The organism is Mycobacterium sp. 1245805.9, from assembly GCF_001672915.1.
Lineage (GTDB): Bacteria > Actinomycetota > Actinomycetes > Mycobacteriales > Mycobacteriaceae > Mycobacterium.
Genome location: NZ_LZKR01000104.1, coordinates 1 through 13,234, shown reverse-complemented (window position 1 = coordinate 13,234; position 13,234 = coordinate 1). Strand labels below are relative to the sequence as shown.

Genomic DNA, 13,234 nt, shown 5'->3' with positions numbered 1-13,234 from the left:
GATCGGAAGGGGTGCACGGATCCGATGATCACCCGGCGGTGGAACGAGTCCGACGAGGCGAAGAGCAGCTATGTCACGGAGCTGTTCTCCGCGCTGGCTTCGCGCTACAACGTGATGACCGATCTGTGGACCCTCGGGCTGCATCGGTTGTGGAAGCGGCAGGCCATGGAGCTGTGCGCCCTGCGGCCGGGCGAACGAGTGCTCGACGTCGCGACCGGGACCGGTGACCTGGCGTTCCTGGAGGAGGCGGCGGTCGGGCCGGAAGGCAGGGTCGTCGGGGTCGACTCCTGCGCGGCGATGCTCGCCGTCGCGCGGGGCCGACACCTCGGCCGCGTCGACTTCCAGGAGGGCGACGCCACGGACCTGCGCTTCCCGGACGCGTCGTTCGACGTGGTCACGATCAGCTTCGGGCTGCGCAACGTCGCGGACCGCGGCCGGGCGCTGCGCGAATTCCGGCGCGTCCTGCGGCCCGGCGGCCGGTTGATGGTCCTCGATTTCAGCAAGCCCAACTCGAAGATGCTGACGCTCCTGCACGACGTGCTCTACTTCGTGCTGATGCCGGCGCTGGGTTGGGCCGTGGCCTGGCACCGCGACGCCCACCACTACACCTCCGATTCGATCCGCACCTGGCTGTCGCGGGACGGGCTGACCCAGACGATGCGGGAATCGGGCTTCGTCGACGCCCGCTACGTCTCACTGAGCAGCGGGTTCGCGACCGTGCACTTCGGTCTGCGCGAGGCCGGCTGACCGCGCATGCAGTGATGCCGTTGTCGCGGCGCCATCGGGGCAGCGGGAAGCTGCGGCGGTTCATTCCGCTTTAGGGCCCGCTGGCCGGCGCGAGCAGACGCAAAATCGCTTGCTAGGCGCCAGAATTGGGCGATTTTGGGTCTGCTCGCGGTGGAACGGCTAGGTCTCGGCCAGGCGCTTGAGGCACTTCAGGGTTTCGGACAGGTTGCGGCCGACCTGTCGCACGGCGATCCGGTCGGCGATGTAGCCGATCAGACCGCCGGGCGCCTGGTAGGACAGCCGGAATGTCACCTTCGTCTTGCCGTCGGCGGCGTCGCGCAGCCGGATGCGCCCACGCAGGTTGACCCCGGTGATCCCCACCCACGCGACGTCGCGGAGGTCGTCGAACTCGACCACCTCGATCACGCCCCCGACCGGCACCGAGCCGATCTTCCAGTGCACGGTGTAGCGCGCGCCCAGGCCGCGTTCGATGTCGTTCGACGACTCCCAGCGCTCGAGGCTGGTCATGAACGACGGGTAGCAGTCCGGGTCGCTGACGATCTTCCAGACCGCGTCGCGGTCGGCGTTGATCACACAGCGGCGTTCGACGCGCATCAGCCGATCACCGGGAATCGACGCTCGGCTGCCAGGCGGTCGACGCCGCCCTGCAGGCTGGCCATCACCTTGTCGTGCACGGCCTGGTCATCCCCGTCGACGTCGATCGGGTGTTGCACCTCGATGACGATCTTCGTCGGCAGCGGAATGTGGCCCGCGAGGTCGCTGATGTTGAGGCCCCACGGCAGGGCCAGCGATATCGGGATGCTCTTGAGCCGCAGCAACTTGTCCGCCATCAGCAGCTTGGCCAGCCACTGTCCGCGGTTGAGGAACAGCGCGCTCTCCTGCCCGCCGACGCTGGCGACGGGGACGATCGGCACGCCGGCCTCCCGGGCCAGCCGCACGTAGCCCTTGCGCCCGCCGAAGTCGACCTTGTGGCGCTCCCACGACGGGCGGAACACTTCGTAGTCCCCGCCCGGATAGACCAGCAGCGCCGCGCCGGAATCCAGTGCCAGGCGGGCGTTTTCGGGGTTGGCGGCGACGGTGCCGAACTTGCGCAGCCAGCCCAGCGGCGGCGCGGAGACGACGAGGTTGTGGGCCAACTGGTAGAAGGGCCGCTCGACGCCGAAGTACGAGCAGAACGCCAGCGTGAACACGAACGTGTCCGGGGGGACGTTGCCGCCGCTGTGGTTGCCGACCAGCAGCACCGGCCCGTCGGCCGGAATCCGGTCCAGGCCGCGCACGTCCGCGCGGAAATACAGCGACGCCAGCAGCCAGGTTCCTGGAAGCTGGTCGCGGATGTAGTCGGGGTCGCGCTGATCCAGGTCGGCTTTCGGGACCCGCGACACCACCTGGTTGCGGGCCCACTCCAAGACGTCCCCCATGGTCGCCATTACGCCCGGGTACCCCGGTGCTACCGGGCGTCAAACGCGGTAGATGCGGGCTGCGTTGCCGCGGGCGATGAGGTCGACCACCCGGATGGCGTCGTCCTCGCTCCAGTCTCCGTCGGCGACGAATCCGCTCAACACGCGATGAATACCCTTGCGCCACAAGGCCGCACCGAGAAAATGCAACTCCGCGGGGCCGTACCCGTCCGACGAGTACAGGATCCTTCGGAAGGGCGCCATTTCCAGCAGCCGGGCGATGAACGACGGTGCGCGCGCCCCCAGATAGTTCACGCTCAGCCCGCCGTCGACGTAGACGTGGTTGAAGGCCTGCGCCAGGTATCCGGCCTCGCGCTCGTAGGGGTAGCAGTGCAACAGGACGATCGGCGTGGGCTTGAACAGATGCGCTTGCCGCAGGAAATCGAGCAGCAGCAATGGATTGCCCTTGTGCAGGTCGCAGTCCCGGTCGCCGAAGCCGACGTGGAATTGCAGGGGCTTGCCGAGCCGCAACGCGTGGTGCAGCCCGAAACGCAGCAGCACGCGATCGGTCAGCCGGGTGCCGCCGCTGTCCCGCCACCGGGCCGCCGCCTCGGCGACCTGGGCGGCCGACGGTTCGCTCAGGTCGCCATCGAACCCGCCGCGGTAGGCCAGGATGGACTTGGTGCCGACGGCGGTGGCCGCGCGCCGATGCAGGATCTCCTCGAAGGCCCCGGCGTAGGCGCCCGGCGCCCGCGCCGCCTGCTCGGCCACCTGCTCGAGCCGGACGACCTCGTGCGCGCGGTTGCCCGACCGCTCGGCCATCTCGGCGGTGCCGGCCGTGTCGCCTGCGCCGATTCCGGTGTCGACGAGCCAGTCGCTGACGTTGGCGGCCGGCAGGAACAGCCGCGCCAGGTCGGCCTCGCTGTGCTGCCGACGTCGTTCCCAGTAAGCTTGCGGGTCAACGTGTTTGGGCAGCCCGAGGATCGGGGCGCAGTGGGCGCGCACGGCGAAGCCGAGCTGGGAGTCGAAACCGGAGTCGGCGAGCGGTTCGGTGTTGGCCTCGTTCAGGGCGTTCTCGAACCGCGCCCGATCCCCCGCCGTCAACCAGGACCCGTGGACGTGCTGGTCGATCAGCGTGACCTGATCGACGTGCTCCGCCAGGGCGTTCACAGGCTCCAGGCCATCCGGAACTTGTCCGCCAGTTGCTCCGCATCGAGGTCGCCGTAGCGCTGATGCTCGAGGCTGCGGACCGCGACCACCATGTCGACCGCGGCGTCGCCCAGGATGCCCCGCAGCAACGCCGAACCGTCAAGCGCGGCAATGGCTTCCGCCTGGGCTTCCGGAAGGAGCACGATGCCGTCGTCGGCGCGTTCCGAGTCGGACAACTTGGCCGGGTCGACGGTGATTTCCGGCGGCAGCGGCGCCCGGCGCTTGATCCCGTCGAGCGCCAGGCCGAGGATCGCCGCCGTCGCCAGGTAGGGGTTGGCCGACGGGTCGACGATCTTGACTTCGACGTTGGCACCGCGCGGGTTCGCGGGCCCGCCCTTGACGAACCGCACCGCCGCCTCCCGGTTCTCGGTCCCCCAGCACGCGTAGGCGCCGGCCCAGTTCCCGGGCCGCATCCGCAGGCCGGACACGATGGATCCGCAGAGAATGCCCTGGGCTTCGGGCAGGCCACCGATGACCCCGGCGACGGCGCTCTCCCCCGCCGCGGTCATGCCCGCCCGCCCGGGTCCGTCGGAAAGCAGCGGACCGTCCGGGCCGGTCAGCGAAAAGTGTTGGTGCGCACCGGATCCGACGCTGCCGGCGAATGGCGCCGGGGACAGGCTGACGCGCAGGCCCTGACGGCGGGCGGCCCGGCCGATGATGAGCCGGGTCACCGCGAGCTGGTCGGCGGCGGCCACCGGCGCCAGCGGCGACAAGCTGATCTCGAACTGGTTGGCCCCGTACTCGGGATGAAACTGCTCGATCGCCACGCCGGCCGTCGTCGCCGCGGCGTTGACGTCGCGGATGAACGCCTCGTGTTCGAGCACGCCGGCGAGGCCGTATTGTGCCCACAGCGCGGCGGGCACCCGGCCGCCGGCGGGCTCGACCAGGAGGAACTCGAGCTCGTGCCCGACGACGGCCTCGAGGCCGGCTTCTTCGAGCGCGGTCTCGATTCGGCCCAGCGTGCCCCGGGCGCAGGCCGGAACGGGTGTGCCGTCCTGCTCGAAAAAGGAGGCGGGCGCCCAGGCCAGCCCGTCGCCGACGATCCGCATGGCCGACAGGTCGATGCGCAGGCGCTGATCGCCGACCACCCCGACGTCGTCGGTGAACGCGATGCCGCTCTGGTCGATGGCGAAGCCGTGCCAGGAGGGGCTGGCGCCCAGGCCGGGATCGGCGAAGGTGTTGGTGCGCCGGATCGGGACGGTCTTGGCGTGCGTCAGACCGGCGGGGTTCACGACACTGCCGATGACCGTGTCGACGCCTTCCCCCTCCAGCTGGGCGATCGCGGCGGCGGCGAGCGGGGTGGCTGTCATGGCAGCCATTGTGGCAACCCGGTCAGTTCTGGCGCGGGATCAACTCGGTGGCGAACCGATCGAGGAAGTCGTCCAGCGGCGCGTTGCCCGCCGGCCGGATGACGAACTTCGTCAGCCCGGCGTCGAGGTAGCCGTCGAGTTGGCGGTGCAGTCGATCCCAATCGGCGGCGATCAGCTCGCCGGGATCGAGCTCGGGACGACGCCGCCGGGCCGCCGCCACCAGCTCCGGGGACAATTCGCCGTCCGCCACGGCCAACGAAATGCCGTAGTGGTCGGGCTCGATGCGGCGGCCGGCTTCCGCCGCGGCCCGTTCGATCGCCTCGCGCCCCGCGCGCGCCTCGGCCGGGGTCAGGAAGCTGCCCAGCCAGCCGTCGGCCAGCGCGCCGATGCGCCGAAACGCCGCCGGCGCCGAGCCGCCCAGCCAGATGTCCAGCGGCGGCACCGGCCGCGCCGCGACCGCGGCGCCGCTCACACTGAAATACCGGCCTTTAAACGGCTTGAAGCTGGTGTCGTCGTCGACCAGCGCCGCGCGCAGCACTCGCAGCGCCTCGTCGAATACTGCCGCGCGTTCGCCGTCGGGCACCACGAACACCTCCCGCTCGGCCGGTATCGCGGAACGCAATCCGAAGACGGGCAGGACCCGCTTGGGGGCGACGGCCGCCAGCGACGCCAGTTGCTTGGCCACCAGCACCGGGTGCCGGCCCGGGAGCACGGCCACCGACGTGCCCACCTTCAACCGGGTCGTGCGGGCGAGCGCGTAGGCCATGCCGACCACCGGATCGACCGCCGGGGAGTAGACCAGCTCGGAGAACCACAGCGAGTCCACCCCGCTGCTCTCCAGGTGATCGACGATGCCGGCGAGCCGGTCCGGGGCGGTGTCCAATCCCAGCGACACGCCGAAACGAATCTTCACAGGTAGCGCAACAGGGTTACGCGCCGGTTTGTGCCCGCCTGCGCCTACGCGCGGCTGGGCAGGGTCAGCTTGCAGGCCTGGCCGATGTCGAGGGTGCGGAGCATCCGGCCCATCCCGACCCACAGCGCGCAGGACATCGCGAGGTCGGCGAGCAGCTCCTCGGTGAAGTGCTCGTTGGCGCGGGCCCAGAAGTCCTCGTCGTCGCGCAACTTGGTGTGCTCGGTGCCGAAACGGTGCGCGAACTCGGCCGCCAGGCGCTCCTGCTCGCTGTAGCCGGGCCAGGTGCGCCACTCGAGCGCGTGCTCGTAGAGCTCTTCGTCGACGCCGGCGGCGGGCCCGTCGGCGTCGCGGGTGTTCATGCACACGGTGCATTCGTTGTCGTGGGCGATGACGGTCCGCGCCAGCTCGCGGGTGCGCATCGGCAGCCGGTTCTTGGTGTAGACCGCCTGGCTGAAGTTGGCGATCGCGCCGCCGAGGTCCGGAGACTTCGCGGCCCAGCCATAGATGTCGTCGTCGGCGAACGTTCCGATTCGGCTCATTGCGTGATCGTACGCCCGGGCCCCTCGCCGAGCGCGGTTATGGCCACCGTCGGCGTCTCGCTGTCCCAATCGCGTTGGGCCAGAACCCGATGCGCGACGCGTTCGAGCGCGGCCTCCACCTGTCGCCGGTCGGGCCGGCCCTCGAAGCCGGGCGAGCGTTCCAGCTTGTCGACCAGCCAGGCCAGCAGCAGGGAATGCACGTATTCGACCTGCTGCGCCCCGGCCGGGGTCAGCCACAATTCGTCGCCCTCGCCCCGCGCGTAACCGGTGGCGACCAGACGGGAGAAGGTTGGTTCCAGCACCTCGAACGGGATCCGCAGGTAGTCGGCTATGTCGGTGAGCCGCGCCGTCCCGTACATCTGCCCGTAGCGGTTGATGCGCAGGACGCCCCACAACCCGGCGACGTCGAGGCGGCAATCCGGTCGCATCGCGATGCTGCGCAGTCGCATGCCCGGAACGCCCCGCAACAGGCGCCCGACCGCGGCCTCCAGCATCTCGTCGGGCGTCTGGCTGGTGGGCATGGCAAACGCCTCACCGATGTCGCCCCGCTTGTTGCCGATGCCGCGCAACGGCACCTGGCGCAAAAACAGCGCCACGACGAAGCCGACCAGCGCGACCGGGACCGCCCACAGGAACACCTGGGTGAGCGAGTCGGCGTAGGCCCGCACGATCGGAGCGGCCATGTCGCGCGGCAGCCGGTGCAGGGCCTCCGGTGAACCGGCCGCGGCGGCCGGCGCGCGGCTCGCGGCCAGGGCGGGGCCGATCCGGCTGTGCAGGAAGTTGGTGAACAGCGAGCCGAATATCGCTGCGCCGAAAGAACTTCCGATGGTCCGGAAGAAGGTCACACCCGAGGTGGCGACGCCGAGATCGTCGAAGCTCGAGGTGTTCTGCACGATGAGGACCAGCGTCTGCATGCACATGCCGATCCCCGCGCCGAGGACGACCAGGAACAGCGACTGCAGCCACGCCGACGTCGACGGTTCCATTCGGGACATCAGGAAGAACGCGAACGCCATCACCGCGGTGCCGGCAACGGGAAAGACCTTGTATTTGCCCGTGCGGCCGACCAGGACGCCGCTGCCCATCGACGTGGTCAGCATCCCCACCACCATCGGCAGCGTGCGCAGCCCCGACGTGGTGGCCGAGACGCCGTCGACGAACTGCATGTACGTGGGCAGGAACGTCAGGGCGCCCAACATCGCGAAGCCCACCACGAAGGACAGCACGCAGCACACCGTGAACACCGGGCTTGCGAACAGGCGCGTCGGCAGGATGGGCGCGGCGACGCGGCTTTCCACCCAGACGAAGATCGCGAGGGCCACGGCGGAACCGGCGAACAGCCCGACGATGGTCGCCGAGCCCCACGGATATGTGGTGCCGCCCCAGCTGGTCGCCAGCGTCAGGCCCGAGGCGCCCAGGCCGACGAACAGGATCCCGACGTAGTCGATGACCGGCTTGCTGCGCTGGCTGAGCGCCGGGATCGCCGCCGCGGCCACGAAGAAGACCACGACCGAGATCGGCACGTTGATCCAAAACGCCCATCGCCACGTCAGATGATCGGTGAAGTACCCGCCGAGCAACGGGCCGATCACCGTGGTCACGCCGAACACCGCGCCCATCGCACCCTGGTAGCGGCCGCGATCGCGCAGCGGAATCACCTCGCCGATCAACGCCATGGCCGTCACCATGAGCCCGCCGCCACCGATGCCCTGCAGCGCGCGCGCCGCGACCAGCATGCCCATCGAGGTCGAGACCCCACAGAGCACCGACCCGGCGACGAAGAACACCACGGCCGCCTGGAACACCCGCTTGCGGCCGAACAGGTCACCGAACTTGCCGACGAGGGCGGTCATGATGGTCGACGCCAGCAGGTAGCTGGTGACGACCCACGATTGATGGCCCGCCCCACCGAGATTGGCGACGATCGTCGGCAGTGCGGTCGCGACGATCGTCTGGTCGAGTGCCGCCATGAGCATGCCGAGCAAGACGGCCACGAAGATGAAATTCCGTCGCTGCGGGTTGACCGCCACGTCGCCCGGCGCGGACTGGTCAGCCTGGCGGGCCGGAACGGCCGCCGGTGTCGTGCTCGTCATGCCTGCCTTCCCCTGGGCGCTCGATGCCTATGAGTGCCCAGGGTTAACCGATGGCAACCAAGCGGTGCCTCGACGGCCTCAGCTCGGTGGCCGCGACACGCACTGCGCCGAGTACAGCTCTTCGCCGAGCTTCTCCATCAACTCCAGCTGCGTCTCGAGATAGTCGATGTGCTTTTCCTCGTCGGCCACGATCTTCTCCAGCAGGATGGCGCTGGTGCTGTCCTGCTTCTCCCGGCACATGATGATGCCGGGCTTGAGCCGCTCCATCACCTCGTATTCGATGGCCAGGTCGGCCTCGAACTGCTCGCGCAGCGTCTGGCCGACGCGCAGCGAGAAGAGGCGCTGGTAGTTCGGCAGACCGTCGAGCAACAGGATGCGATCGGTGATCTCCTCCGCGTGCCGCATCTCGTCGAACGACTCTTCGCGGGTCTTCTCGGCCAGCTCGGTGAAGCCCCAGTTGTCCTGCATCTTGGAATGCAGGAAGTACTGGTTGATCGCGGTGAGTTCACTGGTGAGTTGCTCGTTGAGCAGGCGCAGAACGTCCGGGTCACCTTGCATGGTCACTCCTAGCGTCGGAGGGCTGTCACGTCTCGCCGCGGCGGCGGGCTGGGCTGAAACACCGGGCGCTAGCAGCACTTTGCCATGCCGGATTGGAATCTTCCAGGAAGGTATGGCTGTGCTCAGTGTGTCGTCTGAGTCACGGCGGCGGGGTTAGGCATCGCTAACCTACTTAGGGTAGACTTCACTAACATGCGGCTTGCTCGCTCGGCTTACGCCCGCGCCCGAGGGGTGCGCTGATGTACGTGTGCCTGTGCGTTGGGGCCACCAACCAGACCGTCTCCGACGTCGTCGCGCGGGGCGCTTCGACCTCCAAGGAGGTTGCCGAGGCGTGCGGCGCCGGCGGCGACTGCGGGCGATGCCGGCGCACGCTGCGCGCGATCATCGCGGCGTCGCGCCAGTTCGAACCCGCCCAGTAGCCGGTTAGCGCTTGTTGAAGTCCGCCAGGGCCGCGGCGTTGGCCTGGGCGCCCATCAGTTCGGCAAAGTGAGCGTTCTCGCGCGCGCTGGCCGCGGCGATCTCGGGGCGGACCGGCTCCATCATCGTGTGCTTGACGGCCATCAGGCTCGAAATGGGCCGGGCCGCAAGAACTTCCGCGTGCCGGCGGGCTTCGGGCAGCAGCTCCTCCGGGTCGCAGACCCGCCAGACCAGCCCCATCCGGAGCGCCTCGTCGGCGTCGACCCATTCCGAGGACATCAACAGCCACGCGGCGTTCTGCCGGCCCACCAACTGCGGTAGCAGGTAGGACGAGGCAGCCTCGGGTGCCACGCCCAGGCTGGTGAAGGGGCACTTGAGCCGCGCCGTCGACGACATGAATGCCAGGTCGGCGTACCCGAGGATGGTCGCGCCGATCCCCACGCCGACGCCGTTGACGGCGCAGATCAGCGGCTTGGGAAACGCCGCCAGCGCGGCGATCAGGCCCGGGAAGCCGTGTTTACCGGGCGTGAAGCCGGGGTCTGTGATGCGCGCCTGCATCTCGGCGAGGTCGGTGCCCGCGCTGAAGCCGCGGCCCGCCCCGGTCAGCAGCACGACGGCGACCTCGGGATCGTCGGCGGCCGCCAGCAACGCGTCGGCCGTCGCGTCATAAAGGGCTTCGTTGAACGCGTTGAGCGCGTCGGGCCGGTTCAGCGTGAGGGTGCGCACCCGGTTCTTGTCGTCGATCTGCAGCGTCACGGCTGCAGCCTGTCACACCGGTCACGCCGGCACCGCCGCAGGTTGTGCACTGACGGCTTTGCGTGTGCGTCCTGGGCGGGAAAAATCGCCGCACTTCTGCCCTGGGCACACGCGCGAAGCCGTCAGCGCACACTCGAGCGCGACGGGTTCAGCCGTTGCTGTACACGCGGGTCGGCGCAATCAGCACCACCGCGCGACGCTCCTTGGCCATGACCCGGTCGTACTCGTCCCAGTCGTCGTGCGTGCCGCCGGCGGCGGTGAAGACCTCGCGCAGTAGCAGCCGCAACTGGTCGGCGTCTTTCAGCCAGGACGGCGCGTCGTCCGGGCCGGCCAGCTCCGCGCGACCCTCGACGGTCGCCCACTGCCAGCCGTTCTTGAACGTGGCCGCCAGTTGCGGGCGAGCCCGCAGGTTGGCGAGCTTGACCTTGCCGTAGGTGGTGAACGCCAGGGCGGGCTCGCCGTTGGCCGGGTGCGGCAACAGGCCGACGTTGACCAGCGAAGCCTGCACGGTTTCGTCGGCGCGAATCGTCGAGACCACCGCCAGACCGCTTTCTCCCTTGGCCAGCGCCACTGCCTCGTCGAGTGTTGTCATGAGCGGTCCTCAATCCCGAAATGGTGTCCTGAACACGTAGCGGCTGGTCGGCACCGTGTCGATGTTCTCGTTGGCGCCGAATGCAGTTGTGCTGGCGACCATCCGGCCGAGCCGGTACTGCAGGTCGTCGTCGTCGGCGGCACCGAAGAATGCCTTCAGATCGGTGATCGCTTCCTCGGGGAATAACTCCTCGACGATGCCCGCGATTCCCGGCGCGTCCGGGGTGAGGGCTCGCACCACCCAGTTCTGGGTGTAGCCGAACGTCGACTGCGTCTCGATGGCCACCGAGGTGTGGTCGCCCTGCCACCGGGCCAGCCAGGTCGCCTGGTCCAGCTGTGCGGGCCGGCGCAGCAACGCGATGTTGGCCAGACCCGTTGTCCGGCAACCGGGTTCGGTGGGCGGCGCGGCGAGCGGAACCGACTCCGTCACCAGGTAGGCGGCGAGCTGGTCGCATTCCTGGGCGAGGAATTTGAGCGCCGTCACTATCTGGTCGCCGTAGCATTGCTGGGTCCACATGCTCACCACCGCGGCGGCCGGTGGGTCCATCGTCGTCAGCGTCATCAGCGAGTGACGCACCGCGCTGTCCCGGACGTTCACCTGCAGCCCGAACAGCCCCAGTTCCAGCAGCGCGTCGGCGACGTGACCCCGTTGCCGGGCACACCAGTCGTCGTCGGGCTCCGAGCGCATCAGGACCGCGATCACCTTTTCCATGCGCCGAACTTACCGCCGCCGAGCGGCTATTTGACCGGGCGTACCTGGTGTTCCTGGCCGATTAATTTCGCGATCATCGCCGCCAGCTGCCGGTAGGACTCGTCGCGGCCGCTCGAGGAGCGAAACACCAGGCCGATCCGGCGCCCCGGGCGCGGCGCGGCGAACTGCGCGAGCCCGAGCCGGCTGCGGGCGGCCTCGACCGGCACCGCGCTCTGCGGAATGAGGGTCACCCCCAGCCCGCCGGTCACGCATTGCACCGCGGTGGCCAGCGACGCGGCGCGGGTGTTGGCCAGCTCCGCCCGCACGCCCGCCTTCTGGCAGACGTCCAGCGCCTGGTCGCGCAGGCAGTGCCCCTCGTCCAGCAACAGCAGCGGCAGTTCGGCCAGCGCGGTCGCGGGCACCCGACGCTTGCCCGACAGCGGATGCCTCGGCGGCAGCGCGAGCACGAAGTCCTCGTCATACATCGGGACGGCGGTGATCCCCACGGCTTCGGCCGGCAACGCGATCAGCGCCGCGTCGAGAGCGCCCTCGCGCAGCAGCCTGAGCAGCCGCTCGGTTTGGTCCTCGATCACCCGCAAGGTGAGCGACGGCAGTTGCTCGGCCAGCCCGGCCAGGACGGTCGGCAGCACGTAGGGCGCCACGGTGGGAATCAGTCCCAGCCGCAAGCCGGCCTGCAGCGGATCGGCGGCGCCCGCGGCGGCGGCGCTGAACGCGTCGACGGACTCGACCACGGCCTGGGCCCGGGGCAGGAGTTGCGTGCCCTCGGTCGTCAAGAAGACACGCCGGGTCGATCTTTCGATCAGCTGCGTGCCCAGTCCCGCCTCCAGCGCCGCCAGCGCCTGCGACAGTGTCGACTGGCTGACGCCGAGACTCGTTGCGGCGCTGCTGAAATGCTGCTTCTCGGCCACCGCGACGAACGCGCGCAGGCCGGCGACGGTGGGCTGATAGGTCTTATCGGACATGCCCATAAGTATAGTGTGATATATCACCTTTACTTCAAATCGGCGGGGCGGCAAGATGGTGGCAGATGGCTAATCTTGAATAATTCCAGTTAAGGAGCGATATGTCCCTGCTGACAATCGGCGACCAATTCCCCGCCTACGAGCTCACCGCGCTGATCGGCGGTGACCTGTCGAAGGTCGACGCGAAGCAACCCGGCGACTACTTCACCACCATCACCAACGAGGACCACGACGGCAAGTGGCGCGTTATCTTCTTCTGGCCCAAGGACTTCACCTTCGTGTGCCCGACGGAGATCGCCGCGTTCGGCAAGCTCAACGACGAGTTCTCCGACCGCGACGCCCAGGTGCTCGGCGTCTCGATCGACAGCGAGTTCGTGCACTTCCAGTGGCGCGCGCAGCACGACGACCTCAAGAAGCTGCCCTTCCCGATGCTCTCGGACATCAAGCGGGAGCTTTCGCTGGCCGCCGGTGTGCTCAACGCCGACGGCGTCGCCGACCGGGTCACCTTCATCGTCGATCCGAATAACGAAATCCAATTCGTCTCGGCGACGGCCGGATCCGTGGGGCGTAATGTCGACGAGGTGCTGCGGGTCCTCGATGCGTTGCAATCCGACGAGCTGTGCGCCTGCAACTGGCGCAAGGGCGACCCGACGATCGACGCGGGCGAGCTGCTCAAGGCATCGGCATAGGGGGCGAGATGAGCATCGAGAACCTCAAGGCCGCGCTGCCCGAGTACGCCAAGGACCTCAAGCTCAACCTGGGCTCGATCACCCGCAGCACGGTGCTGACCGAGGAGCAGCTGTGGGGCACGCTGCTGGCCAGCGCCGCGGCCACGCGAAACACGCAGGTGCTGGCCGAGATTGGCGCCGAGGCGGGCGACTACCTGTCGGCCGAGGCGTACCAGGCGGCACTCGGGGCCGCGTCCATCATGGGCATGAACAACGTGTTCTACCGGGGCCGCGGCTTCCTGGACGGCCAGTATGACGACCTGCGGCCCGGGCTGCGGATGAACATCATCGCCAACCCGGGG

15 protein-coding genes and 1 pseudogene are annotated in these 13,234 nt (G+C 68.9%); 4 read left to right on the top strand and 12 right to left on the bottom strand.

Going from position 1 to position 13,234, the window contains the following annotated elements:
- Positions 1–24 precede the first annotated feature (24 nt).
- A complete protein-coding gene (locus tag A9X00_RS14990) occupies positions 25–747 on the top strand; it encodes a ubiquinone/menaquinone biosynthesis methyltransferase (RefSeq protein WP_067154601.1) in 723 nt (240 codons plus the stop codon).
- Between the two features lie 159 nt (positions 748–906).
- Here A9X00_RS14990 and A9X00_RS14985 read toward each other — a convergent pair whose 3' ends face one another.
- From A9X00_RS14985 to bfr, 8 genes are all read right to left on the bottom strand, one after another.
- Complete coding sequence (locus A9X00_RS14985; RefSeq protein WP_067154600.1) at positions 907–1,341, bottom strand: SRPBCC family protein; 435 nt, start codon at positions 1,339–1,341, stop codon at positions 907–909.
- Complete coding sequence (locus tag A9X00_RS14980) at positions 1,341–2,174, bottom strand: lysophospholipid acyltransferase family protein (RefSeq protein WP_067154597.1); 834 nt, start codon at positions 2,172–2,174, stop codon at positions 1,341–1,343. Before A9X00_RS14980 ends, A9X00_RS14985 begins: the two co-directional genes overlap by 1 nt.
- Before the next feature lie 30 nt (positions 2,175–2,204).
- Positions 2,205–3,314 (bottom strand): amidohydrolase family protein, encoded by a 1,110-nt coding sequence (locus A9X00_RS14975; RefSeq protein ID WP_067154594.1) that lies wholly within the window; start codon positions 3,312–3,314, stop codon positions 2,205–2,207.
- The gene (locus tag A9X00_RS14970) at positions 3,311–4,663 is read right to left on the bottom strand and encodes a glutamine synthetase family protein (protein WP_067154591.1); all 1,353 of its coding nucleotides are present in this window, start codon (positions 4,661–4,663) and stop codon (positions 3,311–3,313) included. Before A9X00_RS14970 ends, A9X00_RS14975 begins: the two co-directional genes overlap by 4 nt.
- 22 nt (positions 4,664–4,685) lie before the next feature.
- A complete protein-coding gene (locus tag A9X00_RS14965; RefSeq protein ID WP_067154588.1) occupies positions 4,686–5,576 on the bottom strand; it encodes a TIGR03854 family LLM class F420-dependent oxidoreductase in 891 nt (296 codons plus the stop codon).
- Between the two features lie 44 nt (positions 5,577–5,620).
- Complete coding sequence (locus A9X00_RS14960; RefSeq protein ID WP_067154583.1) at positions 5,621–6,115, bottom strand: carboxymuconolactone decarboxylase family protein; 495 nt, start codon at positions 6,113–6,115, stop codon at positions 5,621–5,623.
- The gene (locus A9X00_RS14955) at positions 6,112–8,208 is read right to left on the bottom strand and encodes an MDR family MFS transporter (RefSeq protein WP_067154581.1); all 2,097 of its coding nucleotides are present in this window, start codon (positions 8,206–8,208) and stop codon (positions 6,112–6,114) included. Before A9X00_RS14955 ends, A9X00_RS14960 begins: the two co-directional genes overlap by 4 nt.
- 78 nt (positions 8,209–8,286) lie before the next feature.
- The gene (gene bfr, locus A9X00_RS14950; protein ID WP_067154673.1) at positions 8,287–8,766 is read right to left on the bottom strand and encodes a bacterioferritin; all 480 of its coding nucleotides are present in this window, start codon (positions 8,764–8,766) and stop codon (positions 8,287–8,289) included.
- Between the two features lie 239 nt (positions 8,767–9,005).
- Here bfr and A9X00_RS14945 point away from each other — a divergent pair, with 239 nt between their 5' ends.
- Entirely contained in the window at positions 9,006–9,185 is a 180-nt protein-coding gene (locus tag A9X00_RS14945) for a bacterioferritin-associated ferredoxin (RefSeq protein WP_067154578.1), read from the top strand.
- 4 nt (positions 9,186–9,189) lie between these two features.
- Here A9X00_RS14945 and A9X00_RS14940 read toward each other — a convergent pair whose 3' ends face one another.
- The 4 genes from A9X00_RS14940 to A9X00_RS14925 form a co-directional block, all read right to left on the bottom strand.
- Positions 9,190–9,939, bottom strand: coding sequence for an enoyl-CoA hydratase/isomerase family protein (locus A9X00_RS14940; protein WP_067154575.1), 750 nt, complete (start codon positions 9,937–9,939; stop codon positions 9,190–9,192).
- A gap of 148 nt (positions 9,940–10,087) precedes the next feature.
- Entirely contained in the window at positions 10,088–10,531 is a 444-nt protein-coding gene (locus A9X00_RS14935; protein WP_067154573.1) for a TIGR03618 family F420-dependent PPOX class oxidoreductase, read from the bottom strand.
- A gap of 9 nt (positions 10,532–10,540) precedes the next feature.
- A complete protein-coding gene (locus A9X00_RS14930; RefSeq protein WP_067154571.1) occupies positions 10,541–11,242 on the bottom strand; it encodes a hypothetical protein in 702 nt (233 codons plus the stop codon).
- 26 nt (positions 11,243–11,268) lie between these two features.
- Positions 11,269–12,204 (bottom strand): hydrogen peroxide-inducible genes activator, encoded by a 936-nt coding sequence (locus tag A9X00_RS14925; protein ID WP_067154671.1) that lies wholly within the window; start codon positions 12,202–12,204, stop codon positions 11,269–11,271.
- A gap of 101 nt (positions 12,205–12,305) precedes the next feature.
- Between A9X00_RS14925 and A9X00_RS14920 the strand changes: the two genes are divergently transcribed.
- Together A9X00_RS14920 and A9X00_RS14915 are read left to right on the top strand one after the other, a co-directional pair.
- Positions 12,306–12,893, top strand: a complete 588-nt coding sequence (locus A9X00_RS14920) for a peroxiredoxin (protein ID WP_067154569.1) — start codon at positions 12,306–12,308, stop codon at positions 12,891–12,893.
- A gap of 8 nt (positions 12,894–12,901) precedes the next feature.
- Positions 12,902–13,234: pseudogene (locus A9X00_RS14915) on the top strand (alkyl hydroperoxide reductase); the annotation flags it as partial.

Bases quoted from the DNA above. Each gene is read 5' to 3' on its own strand.
- A9X00_RS14990 (WP_067154601.1), top strand. From the start codon at position 25: ATGATCACCCGGCGGTGGAACGAGTCCGACGAGGCGAAGAGCAGCTAT.
- A9X00_RS14985 (WP_067154600.1), bottom strand. From the start codon at position 1,341: ATGCGCGTCGAACGCCGCTGTGTGATCAACGCCGACCGCGACGCGGTC.
- A9X00_RS14980 (WP_067154597.1), bottom strand. From the start codon at position 2,174: ATGGCGACCATGGGGGACGTCTTGGAGTGGGCCCGCAACCAGGTGGTG.
- A9X00_RS14970 (WP_067154591.1), bottom strand. From the start codon at position 4,663: ATGACAGCCACCCCGCTCGCCGCCGCCGCGATCGCCCAGCTGGAGGGG.
- A9X00_RS14960 (WP_067154583.1), bottom strand. From the start codon at position 6,115: ATGAGCCGAATCGGAACGTTCGCCGACGACGACATCTATGGCTGGGCC.
- A9X00_RS14955 (WP_067154581.1), bottom strand. From the start codon at position 8,208: ATGACGAGCACGACACCGGCGGCCGTTCCGGCCCGCCAGGCTGACCAG.
- bfr (WP_067154673.1), bottom strand. From the start codon at position 8,766: ATGCAAGGTGACCCGGACGTTCTGCGCCTGCTCAACGAGCAACTCACC.
- A9X00_RS14945 (WP_067154578.1), top strand. From the start codon at position 9,006: ATGTACGTGTGCCTGTGCGTTGGGGCCACCAACCAGACCGTCTCCGAC.
- A9X00_RS14935 (WP_067154573.1), bottom strand. From the start codon at position 10,531: ATGACAACACTCGACGAGGCAGTGGCGCTGGCCAAGGGAGAAAGCGGT.
- A9X00_RS14930 (WP_067154571.1), bottom strand. From the start codon at position 11,242: ATGGAAAAGGTGATCGCGGTCCTGATGCGCTCGGAGCCCGACGACGAC.
- A9X00_RS14925 (WP_067154671.1), bottom strand. From the start codon at position 12,204: ATGTCCGATAAGACCTATCAGCCCACCGTCGCCGGCCTGCGCGCGTTC.
- A9X00_RS14920 (WP_067154569.1), top strand. From the start codon at position 12,306: ATGTCCCTGCTGACAATCGGCGACCAATTCCCCGCCTACGAGCTCACC.